The organism is Mesorhizobium sp. M4B.F.Ca.ET.203.01.1.1 (assembly GCF_004791025.1).
Taxonomy (GTDB): domain Bacteria; phylum Pseudomonadota; class Alphaproteobacteria; order Rhizobiales; family Rhizobiaceae; genus Mesorhizobium; species Mesorhizobium abyssinicae.
The window spans coordinates 249,961-268,945 of the sequence record NZ_SRUO01000004.1 but is presented as its reverse complement, the minus strand read 5'-3'; the positions used below and the strand labels follow the sequence as shown (position 1 = coordinate 268,945).

General features: G+C 64.8%; 25 protein-coding genes. 19 read left to right on the top strand and 6 right to left on the bottom strand.

Going from position 1 to position 18,985, the window contains the following annotated elements; all coding sequences use genetic code 11:
- Nucleotides 1-4 precede the first annotated feature (4 nt).
- The 5 genes from EN846_RS11215 (at nt 5) to EN846_RS11195 (ending at nt 3,825) form a co-directional block, all read left to right on the top strand.
- A complete protein-coding gene (locus tag EN846_RS11215) occupies nt 5-853 on the top strand; it encodes a 23S rRNA (adenine(2030)-N(6))-methyltransferase RlmJ (protein WP_127392424.1) in 849 nt (282 codons plus the stop codon).
- Between the two features lie 192 nt (nt 854-1,045).
- Nucleotides 1,046-1,498: a hypothetical protein gene (locus tag EN846_RS11210; protein ID WP_127392423.1), complete on the top strand. Its 453-nt coding sequence runs from the start codon at nt 1,046-1,048 to the stop codon at nt 1,496-1,498.
- Nucleotides 1,499-1,612: 114 nt separating this feature from the next.
- Nucleotides 1,613-2,227, top strand: coding sequence for a LysE family translocator (locus tag EN846_RS11205; RefSeq protein WP_127392422.1), 615 nt, complete (start codon nt 1,613-1,615; stop codon nt 2,225-2,227).
- Nucleotides 2,228-2,410: 183 nt separating this feature from the next.
- A complete protein-coding gene (locus EN846_RS11200; protein WP_127283596.1) occupies nt 2,411-2,992 on the top strand; it encodes a TetR/AcrR family transcriptional regulator in 582 nt (193 codons plus the stop codon).
- Nucleotides 2,989-3,825, top strand: coding sequence for a DMT family transporter (locus tag EN846_RS11195; protein WP_127392421.1), 837 nt, complete (start codon nt 2,989-2,991; stop codon nt 3,823-3,825). The genes EN846_RS11200 and EN846_RS11195 overlap by 4 nt, the downstream gene beginning before the upstream one ends.
- Nucleotides 3,826-3,847: 22 nt before the next feature.
- On the opposite strand, the gene EN846_RS11190 is transcribed toward EN846_RS11195, so the two are convergent.
- A complete protein-coding gene (locus EN846_RS11190; RefSeq protein ID WP_127309368.1) occupies nt 3,848-4,438 on the bottom strand; it encodes a TetR/AcrR family transcriptional regulator in 591 nt (196 codons plus the stop codon).
- Nucleotides 4,439-4,534: 96 nt separating this feature from the next.
- On the opposite strand from EN846_RS11190, the gene EN846_RS11185 reads away from it, so the two are divergent.
- The 3 genes from EN846_RS11185 to EN846_RS11175 all read left to right on the top strand — a co-directional run bounded on the left by EN846_RS11185 (nt 4,535) and on the right by EN846_RS11175 (nt 6,945).
- Nucleotides 4,535-5,065, top strand: coding sequence for a DinB family protein (locus tag EN846_RS11185; protein WP_127393948.1), 531 nt, complete (start codon nt 4,535-4,537; stop codon nt 5,063-5,065).
- 632 nt (nt 5,066-5,697) lie between these two features.
- A complete protein-coding gene (locus tag EN846_RS35075; RefSeq protein ID WP_187331186.1) occupies nt 5,698-6,078 on the top strand; it encodes a hypothetical protein in 381 nt (126 codons plus the stop codon).
- Nucleotides 6,079-6,348: 270 nt separating this feature from the next.
- Nucleotides 6,349-6,945 (top strand): glutathione S-transferase family protein, encoded by a 597-nt coding sequence (locus tag EN846_RS11175; RefSeq protein ID WP_127393946.1) that lies wholly within the window; start codon nt 6,349-6,351, stop codon nt 6,943-6,945.
- A 97-nt stretch (nt 6,946-7,042) separates the two neighbouring features.
- On the opposite strand, the gene EN846_RS11170 is transcribed toward EN846_RS11175, so the two are convergent.
- Nucleotides 7,043-7,702, bottom strand: coding sequence for a hypothetical protein (locus EN846_RS11170; RefSeq protein ID WP_245493313.1), 660 nt, complete (start codon nt 7,700-7,702; stop codon nt 7,043-7,045).
- Nucleotides 7,703-7,971: 269 nt separating this feature from the next.
- Between EN846_RS11170 and EN846_RS11165 the strand changes: the two genes are divergently transcribed.
- Nucleotides 7,972-8,355 carry a TfoX/Sxy family protein gene (locus tag EN846_RS11165; protein ID WP_128346192.1) on the top strand — a complete coding sequence of 128 codons (384 nt, stop codon included), beginning with the start codon at nt 7,972-7,974 and terminating at the stop codon, nt 8,353-8,355.
- A gap of 80 nt (nt 8,356-8,435) precedes the next feature.
- Nucleotides 8,436-8,855, top strand: a complete 420-nt coding sequence (locus EN846_RS11160) for a GFA family protein (protein WP_127394158.1) — start codon at nt 8,436-8,438, stop codon at nt 8,853-8,855.
- Between the two features lie 92 nt (nt 8,856-8,947).
- On the opposite strand, the gene EN846_RS11155 is transcribed toward EN846_RS11160, so the two are convergent.
- Nucleotides 8,948-9,595 carry an outer membrane protein gene (locus EN846_RS11155; protein ID WP_127283681.1) on the bottom strand — a complete coding sequence of 216 codons (648 nt, stop codon included), beginning with the start codon at nt 9,593-9,595 and terminating at the stop codon, nt 8,948-8,950.
- Nucleotides 9,596-10,009: 414 nt separating this feature from the next.
- Here EN846_RS11155 and EN846_RS11150 point away from each other — a divergent pair, with 414 nt between their 5' ends.
- From EN846_RS11150 to EN846_RS11125, 6 genes are all read left to right on the top strand, one after another.
- Complete coding sequence (locus EN846_RS11150) at nt 10,010-10,771, top strand: SDR family oxidoreductase (protein ID WP_127283680.1); 762 nt, start codon at nt 10,010-10,012, stop codon at nt 10,769-10,771.
- Nucleotides 10,768-12,858, top strand: a complete 2,091-nt coding sequence (gene uvrC / locus EN846_RS11145) for an excinuclease ABC subunit UvrC (protein ID WP_128346193.1) — start codon at nt 10,768-10,770, stop codon at nt 12,856-12,858. The genes EN846_RS11150 and uvrC overlap by 4 nt, the downstream gene beginning before the upstream one ends.
- Nucleotides 12,859-12,960: 102 nt before the next feature.
- On the top strand, nt 12,961-13,557 hold the full coding sequence (gene pgsA / locus EN846_RS11140) for a CDP-diacylglycerol--glycerol-3-phosphate 3-phosphatidyltransferase (protein WP_127283678.1): 597 nt from the start codon (nt 12,961-12,963) through the stop codon (nt 13,555-13,557).
- A gap of 1 nt (nt 13,558) precedes the next feature.
- On the top strand, nt 13,559-13,816 hold the full coding sequence (gene moaD, locus EN846_RS11135; RefSeq protein WP_127392786.1) for a molybdopterin converting factor subunit 1: 258 nt from the start codon (nt 13,559-13,561) through the stop codon (nt 13,814-13,816).
- A 4-nt stretch (nt 13,817-13,820) separates the two neighbouring features.
- The gene (locus EN846_RS11130) at nt 13,821-14,303 is read left to right on the top strand and encodes a molybdenum cofactor biosynthesis protein MoaE (protein WP_127392785.1); all 483 of its coding nucleotides are present in this window, start codon (nt 13,821-13,823) and stop codon (nt 14,301-14,303) included.
- A 78-nt stretch (nt 14,304-14,381) separates the two neighbouring features.
- Nucleotides 14,382-15,146, top strand: a complete 765-nt coding sequence (locus tag EN846_RS11125) for a YbaY family lipoprotein (RefSeq protein WP_127392784.1) — start codon at nt 14,382-14,384, stop codon at nt 15,144-15,146.
- A gap of 254 nt (nt 15,147-15,400) precedes the next feature.
- Here EN846_RS11125 and EN846_RS11120 read toward each other — a convergent pair whose 3' ends face one another.
- A complete protein-coding gene (locus tag EN846_RS11120) occupies nt 15,401-15,601 on the bottom strand; it encodes a hypothetical protein (RefSeq protein WP_127392783.1) in 201 nt (66 codons plus the stop codon).
- Nucleotides 15,602-15,781: 180 nt separating this feature from the next.
- The gene (gene ndk / locus EN846_RS11115; protein ID WP_127283673.1) at nt 15,782-16,204 is read right to left on the bottom strand and encodes a nucleoside-diphosphate kinase; all 423 of its coding nucleotides are present in this window, start codon (nt 16,202-16,204) and stop codon (nt 15,782-15,784) included.
- A gap of 169 nt (nt 16,205-16,373) precedes the next feature.
- On the opposite strand from ndk, the gene EN846_RS11110 reads away from it, so the two are divergent.
- Entirely contained in the window at nt 16,374-16,580 is a 207-nt protein-coding gene (locus EN846_RS11110; protein ID WP_127392782.1) for a hypothetical protein, read from the top strand.
- On the opposite strand, the gene bluB is transcribed toward EN846_RS11110, so the two are convergent.
- Nucleotides 16,581-17,216 (bottom strand): 5,6-dimethylbenzimidazole synthase, encoded by a 636-nt coding sequence (bluB, locus tag EN846_RS11105; protein ID WP_127392781.1) that lies wholly within the window; start codon nt 17,214-17,216, stop codon nt 16,581-16,583. It abuts the gene before it with no gap.
- Nucleotides 17,217-17,477: 261 nt separating this feature from the next.
- Between bluB and EN846_RS11100 the strand changes: the two genes are divergently transcribed.
- Together EN846_RS11100 and EN846_RS11095 are read left to right on the top strand one after the other, a co-directional pair.
- Nucleotides 17,478-17,990 carry a DinB family protein gene (locus EN846_RS11100; protein ID WP_127283670.1) on the top strand — a complete coding sequence of 171 codons (513 nt, stop codon included), beginning with the start codon at nt 17,478-17,480 and terminating at the stop codon, nt 17,988-17,990.
- Between the two features lie 215 nt (nt 17,991-18,205).
- A complete protein-coding gene (locus EN846_RS11095) occupies nt 18,206-18,793 on the top strand; it encodes a hypothetical protein (RefSeq protein WP_127392780.1) in 588 nt (195 codons plus the stop codon).
- Nucleotides 18,794-18,985 lie beyond the last annotated feature (192 nt).

The following is an 18,985-nucleotide window of genomic DNA, read 5'->3' as shown; positions in this document are numbered from 1 at the left end:
CGGCATGAACTACCGCCACGCCTACCACGCCGGCAATTTCGCCGATGTCGTCAAGCATGCCGTGCTGACGCGGCTGCTCGACTATCTGAAGCAGAAGGACAAGGCGTTTCGCGTCATCGACACCCATGCCGGCATCGGCCGCTACGACCTGTCGTCGGTTGAAGCGCAGAAGACCGGCGAATGGCTGGGCGGCATCGGCCGGCTGGTCGGCGCGGATCTGGATACCAGGGTCGCCGCCCTGCTGGCGCCCTACCTCGAGGCCGTTCGCGCCGTGAACCCCGAAGGCGGGGTGAAGAACTATCCCGGCTCGCCTCTGATCGCCAGGCACCTGCTGCGCAAGCAGGACCGGCTGACGGCGATCGAACTGCATCCGCAGGACGCGGAGCGGCTCAAAGCAGTCTTCGCCGGCGATTTCCAGACCAGGGTGATCGAACTCGACGGCTGGCTGGCGCTCGGCGCGCATCTGCCGCCGAAGGAGAAACGCGGCCTGGTGCTCGTCGATCCGCCTTTCGAGGAGGAGGGGGAGTTCGCCCGCCTCGTCGACGGGCTGTCGAAGGCGCACAGGCGCTGGCCGGGCGGCATCTACGCGCTCTGGTATCCGATCAAGGACCGCAAGGCGGTCGCTGCCTTCAGGGCGGCGCTGAGGAATGCCGGCATCCCCAAGCTGCTCGACATCGGCTTCGAGATCCGGCCGGCATCAGCCGAGCCCAGCCTCGACGGCACCGGCATGGTGGTGGTCAACCCGCCCTTCACGCTGGAAGGCGAGTTGCGCCTGATGCTGCCGGCCCTGCACAAGGCGATGGCGCTCGCGCAGCCGTCGCGCTGGACGGTTGACTGGCTGGCGGGCGAGTAGCCCGCCCACTTCAGGCCGGGGCGCTAGCCAAGCGGGAAAGTGTCGCCGGCTTCGGCCGCGCGGTGCCTTGTGAGGATTGACGATCGACCGTCGATGCCGCTGGCCATGCCTTGGAAACCATTGCCAGCGCAACCGCTTGACCGTTGAGCGGCGAATCCGCACAGTGCGCGCAATCGACCTTGAGAGGCTGCCATGACTCGCTTCGCTCGTTCCGCTCTTGCCGCCCTGATTTCGCTCTGCACGCCGCTGGCCACGTCGCTCGGCTTCACCCAGGCGGCGCATGCCGCCGACCTCGCCGTCTATTCCGAGGAGGACGGCGGCATCTGCGGCGAGGCCTGGGTGCTGAACAAGATCACCAACCGCTTCGCCTATCAGGTGCGCCACGTGCCGCATCTGCCCGATGTCGCAATCACCGATTTCAGCCGCATCCACCAGCACCGCTACCTGCCGGCCAGCGAGGAATGGCCGATCGGCCGCCGCTATTGCGGCGCCACGGTCAGCCTGTCCGACGGTCGCGCCCGCACCATCTGGTACCTGATCGAGGAAGGCCAGGGCTTTGCCTCGATCGGCGACAATGTCGAATTCTGCGTTTCGGGCTTCGACCGCTGGATGGTCTATAACGGCCGCTGCCGCGTGCTGCGCTGAGCCAGGCGCAAGCGCGGTTGTCGTAGCGAAGATTCCGGCTTTGCCGGCTTTCGCCGCGTGGCAAATCGGCTAACCTGATCTCCCGAGAGCGATTGATCACACTCGGGAGTTTTCATGGACATTGCGACCCTGCTTGCCTTCGCGGCAGCCTTCTTCGTCTTTGCCGCGAGCCCAGGTCCGGACAATATGACGATCGTCGCCCGCACCCTCTCCAATGGCGCCGCGTCGGGCATCGCCTACGGCGCGGGCACGGTGGTCGGCATCCTCATCTTCCTGGCGCTCGCCGCCTTCGGCCTGTCGATCATCGCCGCCAAGATGGCGATCGTCATGACCATGCTGCGCTATGGCGGCGCGGCCTATCTGATCTGGATGGGCATCAGGCTGTGGACTGCCGTGCCAGTGGTGCCTGACCTGCAGCCCGTCTCCGGCCGGCGGGGCCTGCTGGCGACCTTCGCCACCGGCGTCGCGCTCAATCTCGGCAATCCGAAGATGCCGTTGTTCTATGTGGCGCTGCTGCCGAACGTGGTCGGCGCATCGCTCGCACCCGGTCATCTCGGCGTGCTGGCAATGGTGATCCTGGTCGTCGAGGCGGTGGTCATCGGCGGGCATGTGCTTCTCGCCGGCCGCGCCCGCGGCCTGCTGCGGACGCCCGCCGTCGTGCGCCGCGTGAACCGCGCCGCCGGTGGCGCGATGATCGGCGCCGGCGTGGCCGTGGTCGCCACGCGCTAAGGGCAGCGCTGACCGCCGGCTCCCGGCCCAGGAAGGCGGGTGCTCGCCTGCGATTGGCCATCGCGGACCCGAACTGTGAGTCCATAGTCTGTGTCTCCGAGCCATCGCGCCGACTCGCCAGTTGACATAGGCACGCTCACGTCCTAGAAAAGAGACAGACCTGTCTCATCACGGGGCGATGCCATGGCACCCGCACGCACCTCGGCCAAACGCCAGCACGTTGTCGACACCGCCTATGCGCTGTTCAAGCGCGACGGCTTCCATGCCACCGGCATCGACCGGATCATCGCCGAGGCTGACATCGCGAAGATGACGATGTACCGGAATTTCCCGAGCAAGGACGAGTTGATCGTCGCGGTGCTGGATCATCGCGCCCGCCGTTTCGAGCGCCAGCTCGACCGGCTCGCGACGGCAGCCGCGACGCCCGGGCAAAAAATCGCGACGATCCTCGACTGGCACGAGCGCTGGTTCCGCAGCGCCGATTTCCATGGCTGTCTGTTCGCGCATGCGCTGGCCGAGTTCGGCGATCCCGCCCACCCGGTGTTCAAGGCCGTCGCCCGCCAGAAGAATGGCCTGAGGTCGCGCATGCAGGCGATCCTCGAGCAGACGATGCCGCCGGAGCGGGCGGAGGGCGCCGCGGCGGCGCTGCTGATGCTGATCGAGGGGGCGACGCTGCTGGCGCAGATGGGCGAGGCTGACGCCGCCATCGGCAATGCCCGCAAGGCAGCGGCCGCCATCATCGCGGGCGCGTGGGGGCGGCAATGAGCGCGGCGGTCATCGGGCTGGCGCTGTTCGCCGCCATCCTGCATGCCAGCTGGAACGCCTTCCTGCGGACGGGGGCCGACAGGCTGTGGACGATCACGGTCATGAGCTTTTCCAGCACGTTCATCGCCATTCCCATGGCGCTTTTTCACGCGCTTCCGGCCGCGGCCGCCTGGCCCTATGTCGTGCTCTCGGCCGGCCTGCAGGTCGGCTACAGCGTGTTCCTTGTCGCCGCCTACCGCTATGGCGAGCTGGGGCAGGTCTATCCGATCGTGCGCGGCAGCGTGCCGTTGCTGGTTACGCTTGGCAGCTTCCTCATGGCCGGCCAGCGGCTCACCACGCCGGAGATCGCCGGCGTCGCGCTGGTCGCCTGCGGCATCATGGGACTGTCGCTCGGCAAGGGAAGGGCATCGACGACGTCGATCCTCTACGCGCTGGCGACGGGCGCGATCATCGCCGCCTACGCGACCGTCGATGCGATCGGCGTCCGCGCCGCCGGCGACAGCGGCGCCTACACTGCCTGGGTGCTGCTGATCTACGGCGCCCTGCTGCCGGCCACCTTCGTCATGCTGCGCGGCAGGCTCATCGTCGACTTCAGCGCGCCGGAAACCCGCAAGGCGCTGGCCGGCGGCCTGTTCGCGCTGCTTGCCTACGGCGTGGTGGTCGCCGCCTTCGCGCTCGGCCCCGCCGGCCCGATCACCGCCATCCGCGAAACCAGCGTCGTCTTCGCCGCCTTCATCGGCCGGTTCTTCCTCGGCGAGCAACTGACGCCGCGCCGCGTCGGCGCCTGCGCCGTCGTCGCGCTCGGCGCCATCTGCCTCGGCTATCAGGCGTGAGCGGCGAAGGGGTTCGACCGTATCATCCCGTACGCGTGGCGGAGAGGTAAGCGCAGATCAGCTCGACCAGCTGCTTGCGCAGCTCCGGCGCGTCCAGCATGTCGCGTCGCGCTGCATTGTGGATCACGCCCTCGACCGCCGACGACAGCACGCGCGCGATCGTCTCGACGTCTTTCCGGCGTCGGCGATACTGCGCCACGGCGGCCGTGTAGTGTTCGAGATAGCGGGCCTGGAACGAGGCATGCGCGGCGCGCGAGCCGCGGTCGCCTGGGGCTTCGTCGAGCAGCACCTGATGCAGCGTCGGATGGATGCTGTGCGCCTCGATCATGCCGCGCACCAGCTCCTGCGCGAATCGCCTGAGCGGTTTGCCGCCTTCGGCTGATTCGGCGATCACCGACAGCACCTGATCGAAATGGCGGCGCCGGATCGCTTCGAGCAGCGACAGCTTGTCGGGAAAATATTGGTAGAGCGAGCCGATGCTGACGCCGGCCGCCTCGGCCACCTTGTTGGTGGTGAAGCCGGCCCATCCGAGCTCGCTCAGAACATGAGCACCCGCCTCGATGATCGCCTCGACGGTTGCCCGCGAACGCGCCTGGCGCGGCACCTTACGCATGCGCATGCGCGGCTTTGCAATGCGAGTAGACATGTTTGCTCCACGTCGCGAAAATATAAACAACATACTCACATTTCGAAAAAAGGAACACCGGCCATGAGCGCGCTTGACTTGCTTCGCAGCCTCTTCGCCTATCAAGCCTGGGCCAACGACGAACTGCTGGAGAAGCTCGCACACCTCGACCCGGATGCGCACGCGAAGGAGCGCCACGCAGCGATCCGTCTCCTCAACCACAACCTTGTCGTCTCGAAGATATTCGCCGCGCATCTTTCCGGCACGCAACACGGCTTTGCCTCCGACAACACCGAGAAGACGCCGTCGCTCGACACGTTGCACGGCGATGTCGCGGCGATGGATCGCTGGTATCGCGACTATCTGGAAACCGTCTCGCCCAATCTACTCTCGGAGCCGATGCCGTTCGCCTTCACTGATGGCGACAAGGCGATGATGTCGCGCCAGGAAATGCTGACCCATGTCGTCATCCACGGCGGCTATCATCGCGGCGAGATCGGCCGCATCGTCGCGCAAATCGGCGTCACTCCGCCCTGGGACACATTTGCCGTCCATCTCCATCGGACCGAGCCTTCGCGAAGGCTGCAGAAGGTGTGCGAGCCGGCCGGGCTGTGACGGCCCGAAAGCCTTGCATTTCAAGGGAAAAGCGGCTGCGCGAGGTGGCGGATAAGACCATTCCTTCGCGCCCCATTCAATCCTGCAGCATGGGCAACTGGCGAAAGCCGACGCGGCGTCCAATTTCCCCCAAGTGAGGAGTTGAGGAGCGGTCCGTGTCGCGAACGGAAAGCCAACGGTTTGGCTTGCCGAGTGACGAAAGTCGGTGGCACAGAGAGTGGCGTTGTCCTGCAGTGAATGCTGCTTCACCGCCACTTAGTTCGGGCAGAACATATACGAGCTAAAAGCTCGCATTAAGTTTTAAGTTGTTCTGCAGTCGCTCTATCAAGCAAGCCGATACGACAGCTCTTCGGGTGAACGCGCACGACCGCCGCCATAGCTAGGAGTTCCCATGCTTGACGAGAAGATCGCATGAGTCGCGAGGCTTCAAATTTCTCTCGCGGAAGTTCGCGGCGGGCTGGGAAGAATCTCTGCGCACGTTAGTGCCGATCATTGCGAGCATGCTTTCGCCGTAACCGAAATTTAATCTGCGAAATTCAGTGTAATGCTTCGCTGGCTAGAAAGCCGCGAGTCAGATATGCATGAGCATGCCGGATCACTGACGATCGCCGGCAAAACGCAAGGGGCATCGCATGGCAAAGACGACAAGCAAGGCGCCGGCGGCGAAAGCGCCGGCAAAGAAAGCGGCACCGAAGGCTGCCGCGAAACCCGCAGTGAAGAAGGCAGCGCCGAAGGCAGCCGCCAAGGCTCCGGCGAAGGCAGCGGCGAAACCCGCCGCCAAGAAGCCGGTCGCCAAGGCCGCGGCCAAGCCCGCCGCCAAGGCAGCGGCGAAGCCCGCAGCCAAGGCAGCAGCGAAGCCTGCCGCCAAGGCAGCGAAGCCTGCCGCCAAGAAGCCTGCAGCCAAGGCAGCGGCCAAGCCCGCCGCCAAGGCACCGATGAAGGCGGCCGCCGCCAAGTCGGCGTCTGCAGTGAAGAAGGCAGCTCCGGCAAAGAAGCCGGCCGCCAAGAAGTGATCGCGTAGCTTCGCTCGCTACAAGGACAGGTGAGGGCGGGTGCCGTCGGTGCCCCTCTCGCCGGTTCGGCGTCGCTGGCGAAGCTGGAGCGCACGCTCCCCCTAAAGCTCCCGGGACTTTGCCGTCGGCAAACTTCCGGGAGCTTTTTTGTTGTCCGGCTTCGCCAGCAATTCGTTTCCGGCGCATTGGCTGTCCGGTTTCGCGACACTGGCCGTTGTCTTGCCGGCCATGATCGGTCAACAGTGCGCGCAGACAATCAGGAACCCGACCATGCCGAAGCTGCTCTACGCCTCCACCTCTCCCTACAGCTCGAAGGTCCGCATGGCCGCGCTCTATGCCGGCATCGCCATCGACCTAGTGCCGGTCAAGACCGAGGAGAAGCCGGCCGAATTGATCGGCGCCAATCCGCTCGGCAAGATCCCCGTGCTGGTCCTCGACGACGGCCGCTCGATCTACGACAGCCGCGCCATCACCCAGCATTTCAATCGCGTATCGAAGAACGCGCTGTTCCCGCGCAATCCCGACAAGCGGCTCGAGGCCGAGGTGCTGGAGGCGCTTGCCGACGGCATCTGCGACTGCGCGCTGTCGATGGTCTACGAGCGGCGCACGCGGCCGGAAGAGATGGTCTATCAGCCGTGGCTCGATCGCCAGTGGGCGAAGATCACCACCGCGCTCGACCTGCTCAACGCCAACCCGCCGAAGCTGCCCAAGAAGATCACCGCCGGCCAGATGGCGCTGCGCGCCACGCTCGGCTATCTGGCGCTGCGCTTCGCCGGCAAATGGGAAAAGGGCCGCGGCCGGCTGACCCGCTGGGCGGCGCGCTTCGACGAGAAGTTCCCGGAACTGAAGCCGGCAGTGCCAGGCTGAGAACTGCGATCTCCCCGGGGGACGCTTGTGTGGAGAGTGACCGTCATGGTCGCTCTGCGACACGCCTCCCCTGAACTGCCTTGCGTTGCGAGCCTTTTCAGGAAGGGGCAAGACCTGGATCAGGCTCGCCCGGCGTTGACGACGCCGGGACCGAGATGTTCCCCGAGGCGCGACGTAGCAAGAAGTTTGCGATCAGAAACGCCTGTCCGAGAACTGCCGCGTATCCGGCCAGGATAAGCGCGCACGGAACGACGAAGTTCAGTTGCGGCGCCGTGCCGAGCACTACGGGCATCGTCCAGGACACAAGGGAGACGACGCCGCAACCAACCAAAGTGCCGTGCATGCGGGGTGTCATGCCGACAAGGAGTTGGCTGCCGATCCGCCGACGCACAAAAGGTATGACCAGTTTGTGGATGGCGACGCCATTGAGGGTAAGGATCGCAACGATCACGACCTTTGCCCAGATCTTCGGGTTCGTCAGTTTTTCCGGCTCGGCGAAGTGATACAGCACGAGGAATCCCAGCCCCGAGACCCAAAGCAGACCGAGTCCCAGAGCCACGAACTTGCTGACCCACTCCACATTGTCGGCGAGTTCGGTCGTCACGGGGGTCTTTCGGTAGCGTGAAAACATGAGATCGAGGAAGACGGCCCCTCCGAACCCCAAAGTCAGACCCGCAAAATGAACCAGCCTGAGGCAGGTTCGGGCGTAAGAGGCCAGTGTGACCGGTGAGACGGTGAAGATTTCAGGACCGTTCATGTTGCCCGCCAAATTACATTCGCGCGTGCCCGCCGACCGGGAACGTCTCTTTTGTTGAATGACTTTGGCTGAGGCCGCCCAGGAGGGGACGCGCCGTTGGCTTGGTGGCTCGCCTTAGATTAAGATGATTATTTAAGTCAAGAATAATTGCAGCCTTTGGAAACGCCTTCCGTCGCCGGGTGGATCGAGAATTCCGCCCTTGCTTCCGGCTTGAATCTCCTCCTGCTTTCATGCTTGCTTGACGCCGCGCATTTCGCGGAGGGCTGAGCATGGCGAAGTCAGTCACCAAAACCAGCGTCGCGCCAGATCCCATGGTCGAGCGCCTGCGTGCAGCCCTTGGCCGGCGCGCCTTCACCGAACAGAAGATGTTCGGCGGCACCTGCTTCATGCTCAACGGCAACATGCTGATTGGCACCTCGAAACGCGGGCTGCTGGTTCGCGTCGGCAAGGCGGCGCATGAAGCGGCGGTCGCCCGTCCGCATGCGCGCCCGATGGAAATGGGAGGGCGCGGGATGGAGGGTTACGTCCACGTCGCGCCGGAAGGCACCGCGAGCGCAGCCGATCTCGCCAGCTGGCTCGATCTCGCGCTGGCCTTCGTCGAGACGCTGCCGACGAAATCGAAGCCAGCCAAGGTCGCAAAGAAGCGAATGTGAGTTGATGGAGCAGCCTATCTTGGGCTGCATCGACTGGTGTCGTGAACCGGCTCGGCAACGCGGCCGGCGGGAGGATTGCGATGGCGTTTCTGACGGGACGTTGCATGTGCGAAGCGGTCACCTGGACCTATTCCGGGGACATCACCCGCAATCTGGTCTGTCATTGCGCCGATTGTCGGCGCGCCACGTCCGCCCCGCTGACGGCCTTCCTCGGCATGCGGCCGGAGCAGGTGAGTTGGACCGGCGAGATCAGGCACTTTGAAAGCAGCCCGAACACCTTTCGCGGGTTCTGTCCGGCCTGCGGTACGAGGCTCTATTTCCGCTCCGACACATGGCCTCGCGAGATCCACGTACACGCCGCCACCATGACCAATCCGGACGACTACCAGCCCGATGCGCAGGTCTTGACGCGATCGCGGATGAAATGGCTCGATCGGCTGCCATCGATACCCGCCCATGACGGCTTCCAGGAAAAGCCAGCCGATCGACCAGGCACCTGACAAGCTGATAGGTGCGGGGGCATCCGTTCAAGTGCAGGCACAAAAAAAGCCGGGCGCGAGGCCCGGCTTTTTCGTGTCGTGGCTTCGACGACTTAGAACTTCATACCGACGCCGAAGGTGACGCGGTTGTCCTTCGACTTGACGTTGCCGACATTGTCGAAGTCCTTGTCGCCGTAGTCGGTGTAGCGGTACTCGACACGGCCGAACACGTTGTCCGTGATCTTGATGTCGGTGCCGACACCGGCCGTCCAGCCGAGCATCGCCTTGCTGTCGCTGGAGACGCCGTCGTCGATCTTCTGGTTCTTGGCCGCAAGACCGCCGGTGCCGTAGAGCAGGATTTCCGGAGTCACGGAATAACCGAGGCGAGCGCGCAGCGAGCCGTCCAGGCCGCCCTTGGCTTCGACGCCGGCGCTGGAACCCTTGACGCCGTTGTAGCCGAGATCGGCTTCAGCACCGTACACGAAGTTCTCCTGCTGCCACTGGTAGCCGCCGAAGACGCCGCCGACAAAGCCCTTGGTCTTGATGTCGGGGCCGCCGGAAACGTCGGCATGGCCGCTGAAGCCGTAGCCGGCGCTCAGACCGAGATACGGACCGGCCCAGGAAGCGACGGGGAGTTCGGCAACCGGGGCGGGCGCCGGCGGCTCTTCAGAGACGACGTCGGCTGCGTAAGCGGTACCGCCGAGGGCGAAGAGCCCGAGGGCAACAGCCAGCGGCCGTGCGAATTTGAGATTGGCTTGCATTGTTCTTTACTCCTTAAGCCACAGGACACGTAGGCTTGTTGTTCATGAGCACCCCAAGACCCGTCCGGGGGGATAAACGGACCCGGCGCTCAACGGTTCCGAATGTCGTGTCGAAATGCGGCTGAAGCGAACCTGAACTTGGGTCATTCCCCGGCGCGAATGAGGCTGAACCGTGACGTTGCATCTTCGCAACAGCGAAATGTCAGCAGCGCTTTCATGCTGCGCTGCACGCGGCTTGGTACAAGGAGTCGAGCATCCTATATTGCGATCCTGCCGGCGCGAATCCGGATCACGCAAAGGTTGCGGCGAGGCCGCTTCGCCACATTCCCGCCCCAGGTGGAAACGGCGTTTAACCCCTCAGCCGGTCATAATGTGCCGGCTGGTGGAATCGAGGCGCCGATTGAGGATTGACAGATGACCAAGACCGCGACGGCGCTGGTGACCGGTGGCGCAAAACGGATCGGCAAGGCGATCGTCGAGGATCTGGCGGCACACGGCTTCGCGGTCGCCATCCACGCCAACCGTTCGGGCGCCGAGGCCGAGGCGCTGGCGGAACAGATAAGGGGCAAGGGCGGCCGCGCCGCGGTCGTCGCCGCCGACCTCACCGACATGGATGCGGTCGGCGATCTCGTCGGCCGCGCCGAGGCGGCGCTTGGCCCCGTCACGCTGCTCGTCAACAATGCCTCGCTTTTCGTCGACGACAGTGTCGAGGATTTCGATTGGCAGGCTTGGGACCGCCACTTCGCCATCCATGTGAAGACGCCGGCGCTGCTGGCGCAGAATTTCGCCCGCGCCCTGCCGGAAGGCGAGGAGGGGCTGATCGTCAACATCATCGACCAGCGCGTCTGGCGCCCGACGCCGCGCTATTTTTCCTATGCGCTGTCGAAGTCGGCGCTGTGGACGCAAACCGAGATGCTGGCGCAGGCGCTCGGGCCTCGCATCCGCGTCAACGCCATCGGCCCCGGCCCGACGCTGAAGAGCGTCCGCCAGGACGATGATGATTTCGCCGCGCAGCTCGACGGGCTGATCCTCAAGCGTGGCCCGGATTTGACCGAATTCGGCGCTACCATCCGCTATCTCTGGCAAGCGCGCTCGGTCACCGGCCAGATGATCGCGCTCGACGGCGGCCAGCATCTTGCGTGGCAGACGCCCGATGTGACAGGCATGGTGGAATGAGTCCCGCAGAGCAAAAACACAAGACGCGCGGCGCTGCCGACGACCTGCCCCCCGAGATCGATCTCGAGGACGATGCGGCCGAGGAGATCGTGGAGCCGGAAGCCGTCCCGGCCGGACCGGACGTCGCCTTCACCGCCATAGACTGGACGCCGCATGCCGGAGACGCCGACGGCATGGTCGGCGCCGAGGTGATCCAGACGCTGGTCAAGCGGCTGCCTAACGCGCCCGGCGTCTATCGCATGATGAACTCTGCCGGCGATGTGCTCTATGTCGGCAAGGCGCGCAGCCTGAAGAAGCGCGTCACCAACTACGCGCAAGGGCGCTTCCACACGCTGCGCATCGGCCGCATGGTGCGCGAGACGGCGACGATGGAGTTCGTCGTCACCCGCACCGAGATCGAGGCGCTGCTGCTCGAGGCGAACCTCATCAAGCGGCTGCGACCCCGTTTCAACGTGCTGATGCGGGACGACAAATCGTTCCCCTACATCCTCTTGACCGGCGACCATGTCTCGCCCGGCATCTACAAGCATCGCGGCGCGCGCTCGCGCAAAGGCGACTATTTCGGCCCCTTTGCCTCGGCCGGCGCGGTCGGCCGCACCATCAACTCGCTGCAGCGCGCCTTTCTTTTGAGAAGCTGCACCAATTCCTTCTACGAGAACCGCACCCGGCCGTGCCTGCTCTACCAGATCAAGCGCTGCGCCGGTCCGTGCACCGGCGAGATCTCGCATGAGGATTATGCCGGGCTGGTCGCCGAGGCGAAGGATTTCCTCTCCGGTCGCAGCCTCAAGGTGAAGACCGAGATCTCGACCGCCATGCAGCAGGCGTCCGAGGAGCTCGATTTCGAGCGTGCCGCCATCTATCGCGACCGGCTGGCCGCGCTCTCGCATGTGCAGGCGCATCAGGGCATCAACCCGCAAACCGTCGAGGAGGCCGACGTTTTCGCCATCCACCAGGAGGGCGGCCAGACCTGCATCCAGGTGTTCTTCTTCCGCACCGGCCAGAACTGGGGCAACCGAGCCTATTTCCCCAAGGCCGACCCGGCGCTGGAGGGATCGGAAGTGCTGGGCTCGTTCCTGGCGCAGTTCTATGACGACAAGCCGACGCCGCGTGCCATCCTGCTCTCGCTTGCCGTCGAGGAGCAGGATCTGCTCGCCGAGGCGCTCTCGACCCGCGCCGGCCGCAAGGTGTCGATCTCGGTGCCGCAGCGCGGCGAGAAGAAGGACCTGACCGACAACGCGCTGCAGAACGCGCGCGAGGCGCTCGGCCGACGGCTGGCCGAAACCTCGACGCAGGCGCGCCTGCTTACCGGTTTTGCCGAGACCTTCGGCCTGGCCAAGCGGCCGGTGCGCATCGAGGTCTACGACAACTCGCACATCATGGGCACCAACGCCGTCGGCGCCATGGTCGTTGCCGGGCCCGAAGGTTTCGTGAAGAACCAATACCGCAAATTCAACATCCGCTCGACCGAGATCACGCCTGGCGACGATTTCGGCATGATGCGCGAGGTGATGGAGCGGCGTTTTTCGCGCTTGCTGAAGGAGCATGGCGATGTCCAGCCCTCAAGCGAGGTGGCGGCTGCCGAAGTCGAGGACGAAACGGCCGACGATCTTGTCGGCGGCAATGGAGCCTTCCCGGCCTGGCCCGACGTCATCCTGATCGACGGCGGCCAGGGCCAGATGACGGCGGTGCGCAAGATCCTCGCCGATCTCGGCATCGAGGACCGCGTCGCCGCGATCGGCATCGCCAAGGGCCAGGATCGCGACGCCGGCCGCGAGCGCTTCTTCGTCCGGGGCAGGGACTCCTTCACCCTGCCGGTGCGCGATCCCGTGCTCTATTTCGTCCAGCGCCTGCGCGACGAGGTGCACCGCTTCGCCATCGGCTCCCACCGCGCCCGCCGCAAGAAGGAGATGGTCAAGAGCCCGCTCGACGAGATCGCCGGCATCGGCCCCGGCCGCAAGCGAGCGCTGCTTTTGCATTTCGGCACCGCCAAGGCGGTCAGCCGTGCCGCGGTCGAGGATCTGGTCAAGGTCGACGGCATCTCCGAGCAGATGGCGAAGCTGGTTTACAACCATTTTCATGACAGCTGACCATTCTTGCGCCTATTTTCGGCTGACCAATCGAATCTGCCCTGTTGACCCCCCACATTCCCTTCTGATTTGAGTACGCAGGCAGAAAGAGTTCCCGAGAAGATGGCCCAGCGCGCGTTCAACCTGCCGAATATCCTCACCTACGCCCGCATCATCGCGGTGCCGCTGGTGGTGCTGTGCTTTTTCCTCGAGGGCCATCTGAAGTCTTCCGACTTCGCCCGCTGGTCGGCGCTGGCCATCTTCCTGCTCGCTTCCATCACCGATTATTTCGACGGCTATCTGGCGCGTGCCTGGCAGCAGACCTCCAACATCGGCAAGATGCTCGACCCGATTGCCGACAAGCTTTTGGTCTCGACCTGCCTGCTGCTGCTTGCCGCCGATACCGACCGCCATGCCGGCATCGCCGGCTGGTCGCTGTGGGCGGCGATCATCATACTGTGCCGCGAGATCCTGGTCTCGGGCCTGCGCGAATATCTGGCGGCCCTCAAGGTCTCGGTGCCCGTCACCCAGCTCGCCAAATGGAAGACCACCATCCAGATGGTCGCCATCGCCTTCCTGCTCGCGGGTCCCGCCGGCGACAAGATCTTCCCGCTGACCACCCAGACCGGGCTGGTGCTGCTATGGATCGCGGCGCTGGTGACGCTCTACACCGGTTACGATTATTTCCGCGCCGGCCTCAAGCACATCATGGACGAGTGAGATGGCCACCAAGCTCATCTATTTCGCCTGGGTGCGCGAACGGATCGGCAAGCCGGAGGAGGATGTCGAACTTCCAGCCGGCATCGAGACGGTGGCCGACCTGCTGCGTTGGCTGAAGTCGCGCGGCGAGGAGTACGAGAACGCGCTGCAGTTTCCCGACGTCATCCGCGTCGCCATCAACCAGGAACAGGTCGGCCACCGCGAGAAGATCGCGGGCGCGCGCGAGATCGCGCTGTTCCCGCCGATGACCGGGGGCTGAAACCGTGCCCGGCGCCGTGCGGCCGACCGTGCGCATCGAGGCGCAGGATTTCGACGTCGCCGCCGAGATTGCCGGACTGACCAAGGGGCGTGCCGACATCGGCGCCGTGGTCACCTTCTCCGGCCTTTGCCGCGACGAGCAGGGGGCGCTTTCGGCGCTCGAGCTCGAGCACTATCCCGGCATGGCCGAGGCCGAGATCGGCCGCATCGCCGCCGAGGCGATCGAACGTTGGCCGTTGCAGGGGCTGACCGTCATCCATCGTCACGGCAGGATCGCGCCCGGCGAGAACATTGTGCTGGTGGTGGCTGCCTCAGCCCACCGCCATGCGGCATTCGAGGCGGCGAATTTCCTCATGGATTACCTCAAGTCGCGCGCTCCCTTCTGGAAGAAGGAGCATCATGCCGACGGCTCCGAGGGCGGCTGGGTCGAGGCCAAGGAGGCCGACGACGAGGCGGCCAGCCGCTGGACGACCAAGCCGGCCGATTAAATCCGCCCCGTGGCCATGCATTGACCGCAATCCTGAAGGATTCTTCCCCTTGCTGGCGCAACCTAGGGGAGCTGGGTCATGCTGGACAGGATCGCGGAATTCTTCATCTTCGGCCTGGTGCCCTTGGTCGTCGGCGTGCTTGCAGTGCCGGAACTTCCCGATGCCGCCGAGAAGACACTGCAGGGCGAGGCGACGTACCGCGAGCGCATCGCGCTGCCGCCCAATGCCGTGCTCTCCGTCCAGCTTGCGGACGTGTCGCTGGCCGATGCGCCGGCAGCCATCATCGGCGAGCGCAAGGTTGCGCCCGCCGGTCAGGTGCCGATCAGGTTCGAGATCGGCTTCGACCCGCAGGTGATCCGGCCGAACATGACCTATGCGCTGCAGGCGCGCATCACCGTCGACGACAAGCTGCTCTTCACCACCGACACGCGCCACCGGGTCGATCCGCTGAGCGACAGGCCGCAAAGCATCATGCTGAAGATGGTGGCGTCGAGCGATGCGCCGGCCGACGCGCTGCTCGGCCAGAGCTGGCTGATCGAATATATCGACGGCATCGGCGTGATTTCGCAGCCGCAGGCGACGTTCCGCGTCGGCGAGGCCGGCAAGGCCGGCGGCAAGGGTCCTTGCAACGCCTATTTCGCCACCGCCAAGGTGGACGGCGAAAAGATCGCCATCAGCGACATCGGCTCGACCTACATGGCCTGCGCCCCGGAGGTGATGGCGCAGGAGAAGGCGCTGTTCGAGGCGCTCGCCAAGGCCGCCTCCTACCATATCGACGCCGGCAAGCTCATCATCGCCGACAAGGACGACCGCGTCATACTGCGCTTCAACGCGGCGAGTTAGTCCTCGACAGTTTCGTATGGGACTGGGGTGACAGAGGGCGCGCGAAGCATCACAGGTTTTTCAGCTTGGTTCTGCGCCATCCTGGCGGCGACCTCGCCCCCGGGCAGGGCCGTCCGTTTGTAGGCGCCGACACGCGGACGCCTGCGGCGGACACGGAGGCGGCCAACGAGCATGCGAATCTGAAGGACCGCCAACCGAAGTGACGGGAACCCGCCGCGAGGGGCGGCGGGGCATCCAGGCGGGCGCTACTCGTCTTAGGACAGGCTGCGGTTGATCTCGTCTTCGTCGAAGACGCCGGCAGCAAACAGCGCCATCGCTTGCGCCGCCAGATCCGCGGCTTCGGCACTGCCGGCGCCGATGCCCCGCTCCTGGCAGATGCGGTCATAGACCCGCTTCAGCAAGGCAAGGTCGTCAGGGTAGGCAATGCCGCTCGTGGAAACCTTGGGATCGATCATCGCCCGCTTCCTGGTGGAAGGGCGGAAGCGCGATACTCGCTCACAGCCGGCGATGCCCTTGGTCAGTTATCGCCGATGACATCAAGTTAGCGCTCCAGATGGGCCTGTCTACCTTGGAATCGAAAAGGCGGCGCCGGACCGGCCGGCTGCCGCCTTCATTCCTGCGTCGTGCTGAACGGTTCAGCCGACGATCTCGGTGTCCGAGAACCAGTACTTGATTTCCTGCGCGGCGGTTTCCGGCGCGTCGGAGCCGTGCACCGAATTCTCGCCGATCGACAGCGCATGCACCTTGCGGATGGTGCCCTCGGCGGCGTTGGCCGGGTTGGTGGCGCCCATCACTTCGCGGTTCTTGGCGATCGCGTTCTCGCCTTCCAGCACCTGCACGATGGTCGGCGCCGAGGACATGAATTCCACCAGCTCGCCGAAGAACGGGCGTTCCTTGTGCACGGCGTAGAAGCCCTCGGCCTCACGGCGGCTCATCCACACCCGGCGGGAGGCGACGACGCGCAGGCCGGCATCTTCCAGCATCTGGGTGATGGCGCCGGTCAGGTTGCGCCGGGTCGCGTCCGGCTTGATCATGGAAAAGGTGCGTTCGATCGCCATTGGGTCGTCCTTGTGGTGAGAATGGAATTGGAGGTGGCGGGCTCTATACAAGCCGCATGGCGCCTTGCCAAGGGGAGGCGCCCACCCGCTGGCGTTCTGGCCAAGGACGGCGCTTTGCGCGACAATGGCGGCGTGCGGTCAAGAGCGAAGGAGCCGGGCACGGCACACGATGAACTGGCCTTACCTCAGACGCGGGGATATCGCCGGCATCCTGTTCGTGGCGGTGTTTGTCGGCGTCGCCCTCTTTGTCCTGCTGGTCTTTCCTGGGCTGGGGCCAAGGGAGAATTTCGGTTTCGGCCCGGAATGGCAATGCGCCCGCATGGAGCAGGGCGACCCGATCTGCGTCAAGCTCGTCGACAGGGACGGAGCGAAGTGATTACCGCTTGAGGACCACCGGCGCGCGCCGCTGCTCCCAGCCCTCGCGCTCCAGCGTCGGCACGCAGTCCTGTTCGCTGGGATAGCCGAGACAGAAATAGCCGATCAATGTCCATTCCGGCGGCGTGTCGAGAAGGGCGGCGATTTCGGCCGGATCGAGAATCGACACCCAGCCCATGCCGATGCCTTCCGCCCGCGCCGCCAGCCACAGCGTATGCACCGCCATGACCGCCGAATAGTCGATGGTGGCGGGCATGGTCAGGCGGCCGAGCCCATGGCCCTGCGCCGTCGTGCGGTCGGCGAAGACCGCGAACTGACAAGGCGCCTCGGCAAGCCCGGCGAGCTTCATGCGGGCGTAGAGCGCGGCGCGCTCGCCGGAAAAGCAGCGCAGCGCTTCCGCGTTGCAGCGCTCGAACGTGCCTCTCACCGCTTCGCGCCGCTCGGAACTGTCGACCACGACGAAGCGCCAGGGCTGGCTGAGGCCGACGGACGGCGCGACAGCGGCCAGCGCCAGCAGCCGCTCCAGCGTGCCGTCGGGCAGCGGCGTCGACCTGAAGCGCCTGACATCGCGGCGCCACTGCATCAGGCTGACAAGCCCGAGACGAAATTCGTCGGAAAAATCCGGGGCTGGTACCATGCCGCCGTGCTGCCTTCATTGTGTTAGCCGGGTCTGCCGGCTGCTTCTTCTTTGCCCCGATCAAGGCGGCCATGAGGCGCGCGAAACGACGCAGGCGGGTCCACTTTGTCGCATTTCGGGGGAGGGCTGCAGGGCAGCGTTTCCCGGGGGCGACCTCAGCGGCCCAGCATACTGCCTTACTGCCATGCTGCCTTACTCCCCTAGAATCGAATCCTTCGAGGGTTTAGGTAGGCCTGAACCTAACGCAGCGGGGCCGGAGAGATGAAACAGCATTTCATGATGTTTGCGGCCTACAACCAATGGGCCAACGGCCGCATCTACGAGGCTGCCGCCGACCTCGTGGACGAAGAATTCGAAAGGGATGTCGGCGCCTTCTTCGGCTCGATGGCGGGGACGCTCAACCATTTATTGGCCGCTGACCGCATCTGGATGAAGCGCTTCACCGGCGAGGGCGATGCTCCTTCGAGGACCGACGCGATCCTCCACCGCGCCTTGCCTGTGCTCTGGCTGGCGCGCGAGGCGGAGGACAAGAGGATCATCGGCTGGATCGAAGGCATGAGCGACAAGGCGCTCGCCGGCCGCTTCTCCTACATGACCCTTTCCGACATGCGCACCGTCTCGCAGCGGCTGGCGCCGGCGCTCAGCCACTTCTTCAACCACCAGACCCACCATCGCGGCCATGCGCACATGATCCTGACCGTGCTTGGCCGACCTTCCGTGCCGCTCGATCTGGTGCGGTTCCAGCGCAGCGAGGAAGGCCGCGCCTATGCCTGATTCCGCGGCTGGGGTTTCTATATTAGAAATGTCTAAATATTTAGAATAAAGCGCTACTTTTTGTGAAATGTTCAAAAACTAAGACTCGCGACGGCAGAACGAGCGTTGAAACTGGAATGCATCTCCAAGCGTAGCCCTTGATGCGCGAGCAACATTGTCGATTTTTGCCACAACGTTGCAGCGCAGGAACCAGAAGGGCAACAAGGGAGAGTGTCATGTCCAGTATCGTTCGGAAAATCTCCAGAGCATTTGCGGGCGGAACGATCGTCGTTATTCTCGCCTTTCCTGCGAGTGCGGCCGAAGTTGGCCTTGGTGGCCTAGGCGGCGTTTCGGTCGGCGGCAATGCAGCCAGCGCCAATGCGGGCGGCCCCAGCGGGGCCAATGGCAATGCATCCTTTGGCGGCAGCAGCACCAGCGCCAACGCTTCGATCGGCGGCACCAATGGCGCCAATGGCAATGCCTTGATCGGCGGAGGCGGCGGAGCGGCTACGGTGTCCCTGGGCGGCACCAGCGGTGCGGGCGCTGACGCGTCCCTGGGCACCGGCAACGGTGTCGACGCCGCCATAGGGACGACGTTCGGCGGTACCAGCGCCAACACAGGTATCGGGGTTGGAACGTCAGGGGTTCCTGGCATCCCCGGCACTTCGGCGACTGCCGGCACGCTGGGCCTGTCGAGCGTCGTCGCCAGCATGTCGAGCGGCCAGCTTGCGCGGATGAAGAAGCGCTGCGTCGACGTGCTGAGCAGCGAAGGCACCTATGACCGCGACCTGCGCCAGCTCTGCCTGCTGATCGCCCGCCGCTGACAAGTCCGGCGCCTGAACCGGCCGCGAGACTTTACGACGGCCAGCAGTCGGAAGCCCGCCACCCCTTGCCATCCCGGTGGCGGGCTTTTGGGTGCCGACCGCCGAGGACCTTTCGAGGGCGGTTAACCACGTTCAAGAAAGGCGAAGCTAATATTAGGATTTCGTTTGCCTTCCCGACGCAGGATGGCCTGA